This window comes from Halorubrum sp. Eb13, assembly GCF_002252895.1.
In the GTDB taxonomy this organism is placed as follows: Archaea; Halobacteriota; Halobacteria; order Halobacteriales; family Haloferacaceae; genus Halorubrum.
This window is the reverse complement of sequence record NZ_NHPE01000031.1, coordinates 54,269-61,311: the sequence shown is the minus strand read 5'-3', so window position 1 is coordinate 61,311 and position 7,043 is coordinate 54,269. Positions and strand designations below refer to the sequence as shown.

Genomic DNA, 7,043 nt, shown 5'->3' with positions numbered 1-7,043 from the left:
TAGGGGCGATTGCCCCACACGATTTTTTTGGAGACGCGTAGCGCGAGCGGTCGGCAGAGTTGACCGTGGTACGACCCCGGCAACCGCGGTGCGACCAGTTTACGTCACCGATCGCCGCGAAGCAGCCGAATTTCAATATTGAGATGTCTACCCATAAGTTTATGAATTTTGTCGCTGAAGCTAACGTCACACATGGCCGTTCCGACGGACCCTGATCACGATGTCACGGTGCGACTGTCCGCGACGGGGCAGCCACCGGTTCGTGACGATGTGCCGTCGGAACGAGTGATCTCCGTGCTGTTCGGAACCGGAATCGAGGAGTGGCGACGCGGGTGGCGCGACTCGCCCGGGTCGGGGCCCTCCAGCGAGGCGATCGTCTCCGCGAGCGACACCACCCGGGGATCGACGGCGACGACACAGGTCGTTCCGGGACGGCGGCTCGCGTACACGATGCTTGACGCGTCCACCGAGCTCGATCGCGTGGTCGACGCCGTTTCGACGTACGTCGCCGATTCCGAGGGGGAAGTGCCCTCGATCGTCGTTGACGACATCGTTCCGGTGGTGACCGACAGAGGAGTCGCTGCGGCTCGGTCGTTCGTAACGGGGTTGCGCGGGCTGTCCGGCGTCGACGACGTCGTTGTCGGGTGTTCGTATCGTCCCGAAGTGGCCGCGGACGTCCGGTCGCTGTTCGATCCGACCGGCGACGTGGGAAGCGTTGACCATCCCGTCGCGGGAGCCCTGGACCGACTGCACCGTGACGACCCGACGACGTTCGGGTACGTGCGCCGCCACTGGGCAGAGGCGCGCGAGGGGGTGGAGCGCTGTACGCGGAATTACCCCCAGTCGCGGCAGGTCCACGCCGCCCTCTCCGACCCGGAGACGACGCCGCGGACGCTCGGCGCGACGCTGTCGGGGCTCGTGCGGCTCGGTGTGCTCGACACGTGGGGGGAGACCGTCGGCTCGACGCGGTACGATCTCACCGCGTACGATCGAGATCGGATGTGGGTCGTCGGGGCCGTCCTCGCGGCGTCGGCGGACGAGACGGATCCGGACGGCGGACCGGGGACGGTCGGCGACGACTGACCGGTGGACGCGTTCGTCCCGTCCGATTCACTCCGTCTCGTCCTCCGGCGTTGAAGTCGGGGGGTTGAGCTCGTGTGACACGACGGTACCGTCCGATTCGAGCGTGACGGTCCCCAGCGTGACGGTCGTCTCTGCCTCGAACCGTTCGGCGATGGTCCCGAGAACGACCTGCTGATCGAGCAGGTCCCAGACGGTCTCTGCGACCAACGATTGGAACGCCTCGGGGTCGGTCCACCCGGAGTCGACGTCCGACGGGACGTGAACGACGAACTGGAGTTCCGTATCGGTGAGGTGGATCCCCACGCCGAACGTGTCAGCGCACATGCGTCGCCGTTCGAACCGGAGTCGCAAATCTCCGTCGGCACGTTACCGAAGGCGACGACTCGTCCCGAAACCCGTAAGCGACGGGGGGCGAAACGACCGACGACGATGTCCGCCGACCCTCGCGTCCCACCGACGGCCGCCCTCGCGACCGCGGTCGTCGCCGTGAGCGCCGGGGCGATTCTCGTCAGGCTCAGCGCGGCGCCGAGTTCGGTGGCCGCGTTCTACCGCGTCCTGTTCACGACGCTACCGCTCCTTCCGGCCGCGATCTGGCGGTATCGGACCGAGTTCGTCCGAATCGGCCGCCGCGATCTCGCGTTCGCGACGCTGTCGGGGGTCGCGCTCGCGCTCCACTTCGCCGCTTGGTTCGAGAGCTTGGAATGGACGAGTGTCGCGGCGAGCGTCACGCTCGTCCAGGCGCAGCCGGTGTTCGTCGCGCTCGGCGCGTGGCTGCTCCTCCGAGAGCGCGTGACGCGCCGAATGGCCCTCGGCATCGCTGTCGCGGTCGCGGGGATGGTCGCGATGTCCGTCGGCGACCTCCTCGGCGGAGTGCTCGTCGGTCCGCGACCGCTCTACGGGAACGGATTGGCGCTGTTCGGCGCGGTGACGGCCGCCGGCTACGTCCTCGCCGGTCGCTCGCTCCGGCAGCGCGTCTCGCTCGTCCCGTACGTGGTCGTCGTCTACGGCGTCTGTACCGTGGCGCTCTTCGCGGTCGTGCTAGCAAAGGGGCATCCGCTCGGCGGGTATCCACCCCGTGAGTGGGCGCTCTTCGCGGGGCTCGCACTGGGCCCGGGACTGCTCGGTCACACCGTGCTCAACTGGGCGCTCGCGCACGTCGAGTCGAGCGTTGCGTCCGTGTCGCTGCTGGGCGAACCGGTCGGCGCGACCGTGCTCGCGTTGGTCCTTCTCGCCGAGGTTCCGACTCCGATCACGCTGGTAGGGGGCGCCGTCGTCCTCGCTGGGATCGCGCTGACGTCGACGGGGACGGCGAGCTAACGTTCTCACGGCCGATATTCGGGCGTTAACGTTGAAATGTTATCGGCCGGACCTATCTGTATGCCTCGTCGTTCCGCCGTCGTCTACGTCGGTGACGACACGAACGTCCGCCGCCGCGTCCGCGAAGCGGTCGCGGACGCGTGGAGCGCCCCCCGGACGCCGGAGTACGGGGTGGCCGCCCCGGCGGCGCTAGCGCCAGCCGCGGAGGAGGAGCGGTCGCCGCTCGCCGACGCCTGCGGGATAGTCACCACGGCCGATGCCCTCGCGTCGGGAGACGTTCGGAGACGCCTCGCGGCGACCCCCGAGAGCGTGCCGGTGATAGTCGCCGTGGAGGAGCCGGGAGTCGAACTGACCCGCACTGTCATAGACGCGGGCGCGGACGACGTCGTCCGCGTCGATCCGAACGAGCGAGCGGAAACTGACGGGAGTTGCACCGACTCACTCGTCGAGCGCCTCCGGGACGCGATCGAACCCGCGCTGACGCGACTCGGCGCTGACGACGTCGTACGGCTTCGGGAGGCGCTGCTGGACGCCGGTACCACGCTGATGAGCACTCGGTCGGACGAGGTCGAGACGAAAATCGTCTGGACGATGGAGCAGGTCGGCCGGCAGGTCGAGGTGGACCGAATCATCTGTTACTTGGACGCTGGAGACGCGTTCGAGCCGGCGTATCACTGGTCCTCGGGGAACTGCGACCCCGGCTCGAAATCGTACGCGGAGTTTCCGGGTCCCGAGGCGCTGTCCACGTTCGAGAACGTCGTCCGTCCACCGATCTCCGCCGGTAAATCCGGGGACGCGACCCCGACCGACGAAGGTCCGCTGTCGGACACGGGATCGCCCCCGGGCGCGAACGCCGGTTCGGTTCCGGGTGCCGGGGACGGAGCCCCGCCGGCGACGGTTCACGTCCCGCTCGTCAGCGACTGGGAGCTCATCGGCGTCCTCGCGTTAGAGACCGATGAACCGCGAGCGTGGACCGAGGACGAAGTCGCCGCGTACCGCACCTTCGGCGACCTGATCGCGCACACCCTCGCGCGGAACGAACGCCGGCTCGAACTCCGTCGCCAGACGGAACGGCTCGAGCAGTTCAGCGCGGTCGTCTCTCACGACCTCCGGAACCCCCTCAACGTCCTCTCCGGGTACCTCGACCTCGTCGAGGACGACGTCGCGCGCGCGGAGTACGAGGCGATGGAACGCGCGGTACACCGGATGGAGACGCTCATCGAGGACCTCCTCATGCTGGCGAAGCGCGGCGACGCGATCGACGAGACGGAGTCCGTCCCGGTGGCGTCGCTCGCCGAGAGCGCTTGGGACTGCGTGCGGGCGCCGAAGGCGACGCTGACGGTCGGGGACGACGTCGGTCACGTGGAAGCCGATCCGGAGCGTTTGCGGCAGCTGTTCGAGAACCTCTTCCGGAACGCCGTCGACCACGGCGGGCCCGATGTCAACATCGAAGTGGGAACCGACGGCGATGGCTCGGGCGCGCGTGGGCTGTACGTCGCTGACGACGGACCGGGGGTACCGCCCGACGCGCGCGACTCGCTGTTCGACTCGGGGTTCTCGACCGCCGGGAGCTCGGGGCTCGGGCTCGCGATCGTCGACCGGATCGCGGACGCCCACGGCTGGGTGCTCGAGGTCCGAAACGACGGCGGTGCGGTGTTCGAACTCACCTTCGGAGCGGAGACGGCGGCCGCTCCCGCCTGAACCGGCGAACCGCCCGCTTCAACGACCGTTACGCCTCGAACCGCTCGATCGTCCGCCGGTGTCGGTCGCGGAACATCCCCTCGAACCCGACCTTCGCGAGGGGGCCGGCGACGTCGCCGAGCGGGCCGAGCGGGAGCCGGTACGAGACGCTGTCGACGAGGAGGGTCTCCTCGCCGTCGGCGTAGAAGGCGTGGGTGTGTTCCCACCGACGGAACGGGCCGCCGACCATGTCGTCGACGAAGCGCGCGCTCTCCTTGACCGGGGTGTCGCCGTCGGGCTTCCGCTCGACGATTCGGGAGACCCACCGCTGTCGGGGCCCGACGCCGAACGGTCGCATCGACATCCGTATCCGCGATCCCTCGACGAGCACCGCCGGGTCCGGCTCCCCGTCCGGCCCCTCGACGCCGGCGATCCGGAGGTTCATCCAGTCCGGTGTGAGTGCGCGGAGGCCGTCGATCGTGGAGTGAAACGCCCACACTTCGTCGATGGGGGCGGGCACGCGGGTCGTCCGGCGGTACGTCGGCATACACCCGCTACGTGGCGACCGGTCAAAAACCCCGCTTCGCCCGTGGGAGTTGCCGCCGATCGGTCCCGACGTCTCGGACGCGACGTCGCTGGCCACCGCCGGTACCGAAATCCGAATACGGCTGCGACCCTCTCAGATCGGTAATGGAACGAGGCGCGATAGATATCGCGGACCTGGACGGGCCGTTCGATCTGCAGGCGACCGTCGAGAGCGGTCAGAGCTACCTCTGGAACCGCGCGGACGGCGAGACGTACGCGGACCTCCACGCCCACGGCGGCGACGACTGGTACGAGACGGTCGTCTCCCCGATCCCCGGCGTCGTCGACGAGCGCGTCCCGCTGCGGGTCAGACACGAGGGCGGGGTCCACGACGGGAGGCTCCACTGGGAGTCGGCGATCGACGCCGTCCCGCTCCTCAAACACCTGTTCCGGCTCGACGACGACCTGGACGCGATCCTCGACGCGACCCCCGACCTCCCCCTGCTCGAACGAGCGTACGACGCGTACGAGGGAATGCGGCTCACTCGCGATCCGGCGTTTCCGTGTCTGATCTCCTTCATCTGCTCGGCGCAGATGCGCGTCGCGCGGATCCACGGGATGCAGCGCCGCCTCCGGGAGACGTACGGCGACGTCGTCGAACTCGACGGAGCGGCGTACCACGCGTTCCCGACGCCGAAGCAGCTCGCCGCCCGGACGGAGGCGGAGCTTCGCGACCTCTCGCTGGGCTACCGCGCGCCCTACGTGCAGCGGACGGCCGAGATGGTGTCGTCCGGCGAGGCGGACCCGCTGGCGGCGGCGGAGCTCCCGTACGAGGAGGCGCGCGAATCGCTGACCCGGTTCGTCGGCGTCGGGGACAAGGTCGCCGACTGCGTGCTGCTGTTCTCGCTCGGCTTCCTCGAGGCGGTGCCGCTCGACACCTGGATCCGGACGACGATCGAGGAGTACTACCCCGACTGCGAGCGCGGCGGCTACGTCGAGACGTCGCGGGCGATCCGCGAGCGCTTCGGCGGCGAATACGCCGGATACGCCCAGACGTACGTGTTCTACTACCTCCGGGCGGGCGGCGAGTGAGTCGGGACGCTCGCGCGCGGTCGTCGTTTCGACGTTTCGACCTGTCGGCCGAAGTTTCATACTCGCGCGTGTGGTACACGTCACCGTGATGGACTGCCGAGTCGTCGTGGAGGCCGCCGTCCCGGTGTACGACGTCGGGACCGCGGACGAAGCCGTCCGGATCGCGATCTCGAAGACCGGCGAGATGCTGAATCCGGACCTCAGCTACGTCGAGATAGAGACCGGGAGCCGCACGTCTCCCGCCGGCGAGGAGCTGCCGCCGGCCTTCGTCGCCGCCGACGAGGCGCTCGTCGCGCTCGAACTCCGCATGGACGTGTTCAACGTCGAACGCGCCGAACACGCCAGCCGGGTCGCGCGCAAGGAGATCGGCCAGCGCCTCCGGAACATCCCCCTGAAGGTACTCGACGTCGAGGAGTTCGAAACGGACGACGAGGGGGACGACGAGTCGGAGTCGCTACCCGACGACGGGCCGTAACGCGCCGGCGACCCCGAGCGAGACCGTGGACCGGAGCGAGTCGGACAGCCCTTGGTGTGGACGTCGCTCGCGCGGGCCGAGAGATCCACCGGGTCGACTACCGACTGGGCGACTACCGACTGAGCGAGTGCCGACTACGCGAGCGTCGACTGCGCGGGAGACGAGCCCGCGAGTACGGCTACCGCTCGGCGAGCGGGGAAGGACAGGAAGCGGGACGAAATTTCAGTCTGCGGTCGGGGCCAGCGGCTCCGATTCGGACTCCTCCATCGGCTCCGTGATTCCCTCGGTCAGCTTAAAAACGGCCGCTTTGTGGTCGGTCTTCGACTTGTGAATCGATGTCGGCTTGACGCCAAGTTCTTCGTAGGCTTCGAGGTCAATATCCTCGTTCCAGAATTCGCACTGTTTTCGTACCTCCGCGAGAAGGCCGTGAAGATGGATGAGCTCCTGCTTCTTCATGAGTAACAGCCCTTTGCTACCGGAGGTTTATATTATTATCTTGAGTCACGTTACCATGCAACTTTGCGTATTTACCGGATACGAGGCGTAGACGGGTCTTTTCGGGTTATCGATCGGGAAGGATTCGTTCGCACGCGCCCGCTGAGGGGGCCCGAGACGGAGAGCCGTCCCGCCGCGGAGCTGACTCGGTTTCGAAGGTCGCGTGCGACTTACTGGAACTGCTTGACCGCCTCGAGGTCGCGCTCGGTCCGCATGAACTCCGTCAGCCGGCGGGTCGCGTGACACTCGGGGCAGCTGAAGTTCGAGCGGAGGCTCTGGAGATCAGCGGGGTTGTCCTGCCATTCCTTCGTACACTCCGGACAGACCAGTCTGACGAACGCATCCACCATGGCCTGCCGTACACGCGGCCGGGTTA

At 68.0% G+C, this 7,043-nt stretch carries 9 protein-coding genes; 5 read left to right on the top strand and 4 right to left on the bottom strand.

Annotation, left to right across the window (positions count from 1 at the left end; genetic code table 11):
• Positions 1-192: 192 nt before the first annotated feature.
• Entirely contained in the window at positions 193-1,083 is an 891-nt protein-coding gene (locus tag DJ75_RS03170; RefSeq protein ID WP_094522457.1) for a hypothetical protein, read from the top strand.
• A gap of 27 nt (positions 1,084-1,110) precedes the next feature.
• Here the strand turns inward: DJ75_RS03170 and DJ75_RS03165 are convergent, their stop codons facing one another.
• A complete protein-coding gene (locus DJ75_RS03165) occupies positions 1,111-1,407 on the bottom strand; it encodes a hypothetical protein (RefSeq protein ID WP_094522455.1) in 297 nt (98 codons plus the stop codon).
• A 105-nt stretch (positions 1,408-1,512) separates the two neighbouring features.
• Here DJ75_RS03165 and DJ75_RS03160 point away from each other — a divergent pair, with 105 nt between their 5' ends.
• Together DJ75_RS03160 and DJ75_RS03155 are read left to right on the top strand one after the other, a co-directional pair.
• A complete protein-coding gene (locus DJ75_RS03160; protein ID WP_094522453.1) occupies positions 1,513-2,400 on the top strand; it encodes a DMT family transporter in 888 nt (295 codons plus the stop codon).
• A 60-nt stretch (positions 2,401-2,460) separates the two neighbouring features.
• Positions 2,461-4,101 (top strand): ATP-binding protein, encoded by a 1,641-nt coding sequence (locus DJ75_RS03155; protein WP_094522451.1) that lies wholly within the window; start codon positions 2,461-2,463, stop codon positions 4,099-4,101.
• Positions 4,102-4,129: 28 nt separating this feature from the next.
• Here the strand turns inward: DJ75_RS03155 and DJ75_RS03150 are convergent, their stop codons facing one another.
• Positions 4,130-4,627 carry an SRPBCC family protein gene (locus DJ75_RS03150; RefSeq protein ID WP_094522449.1) on the bottom strand — a complete coding sequence of 166 codons (498 nt, stop codon included), beginning with the start codon at positions 4,625-4,627 and terminating at the stop codon, positions 4,130-4,132.
• Positions 4,628-4,770: 143 nt separating this feature from the next.
• Between DJ75_RS03150 and DJ75_RS03145 the strand changes: the two genes are divergently transcribed.
• Positions 4,771-5,697 (top strand): DNA-3-methyladenine glycosylase, encoded by a 927-nt coding sequence (locus DJ75_RS03145; protein ID WP_094522447.1) that lies wholly within the window; start codon positions 4,771-4,773, stop codon positions 5,695-5,697.
• Positions 5,698-5,785: 88 nt separating this feature from the next.
• Entirely contained in the window at positions 5,786-6,172 is a 387-nt protein-coding gene (locus DJ75_RS03140; protein ID WP_094522445.1) for a DUF555 domain-containing protein, read from the top strand.
• 222 nt (positions 6,173-6,394) lie between these two features.
• Here the strand turns inward: DJ75_RS03140 and DJ75_RS03135 are convergent, their stop codons facing one another.
• Positions 6,395-6,628: a UPF0058 family protein gene (locus DJ75_RS03135; protein WP_094522443.1), complete on the bottom strand. Its 234-nt coding sequence runs from the start codon at positions 6,626-6,628 to the stop codon at positions 6,395-6,397.
• Positions 6,629-6,837: 209 nt separating this feature from the next.
• Positions 6,838-7,017, bottom strand: coding sequence for a hypothetical protein (locus tag DJ75_RS03130; RefSeq protein WP_094522441.1), 180 nt, complete (start codon positions 7,015-7,017; stop codon positions 6,838-6,840).
• Positions 7,018-7,043 lie beyond the last annotated feature (26 nt).

Bases quoted from the DNA above. Each gene is read 5' to 3' on its own strand.
- DJ75_RS03170 (WP_094522457.1), top strand. From the start codon at position 193: ATGGCCGTTCCGACGGACCCTGATCACGATGTCACGGTGCGACTGTCC.
- DJ75_RS03165 (WP_094522455.1), bottom strand. From the start codon at position 1,407: ATGTGCGCTGACACGTTCGGCGTGGGGATCCACCTCACCGATACGGAA.
- DJ75_RS03160 (WP_094522453.1), top strand. From the start codon at position 1,513: ATGTCCGCCGACCCTCGCGTCCCACCGACGGCCGCCCTCGCGACCGCG.
- DJ75_RS03155 (WP_094522451.1), top strand. From the start codon at position 2,461: ATGCCTCGTCGTTCCGCCGTCGTCTACGTCGGTGACGACACGAACGTC.
- DJ75_RS03150 (WP_094522449.1), bottom strand. From the start codon at position 4,627: ATGCCGACGTACCGCCGGACGACCCGCGTGCCCGCCCCCATCGACGAA.
- DJ75_RS03145 (WP_094522447.1), top strand. From the start codon at position 4,771: ATGGAACGAGGCGCGATAGATATCGCGGACCTGGACGGGCCGTTCGAT.
- DJ75_RS03140 (WP_094522445.1), top strand. From the start codon at position 5,786: ATGGACTGCCGAGTCGTCGTGGAGGCCGCCGTCCCGGTGTACGACGTC.
- DJ75_RS03135 (WP_094522443.1), bottom strand. From the start codon at position 6,628: ATGAAGAAGCAGGAGCTCATCCATCTTCACGGCCTTCTCGCGGAGGTA.
- DJ75_RS03130 (WP_094522441.1), bottom strand. From the start codon at position 7,017: ATGGTGGATGCGTTCGTCAGACTGGTCTGTCCGGAGTGTACGAAGGAA.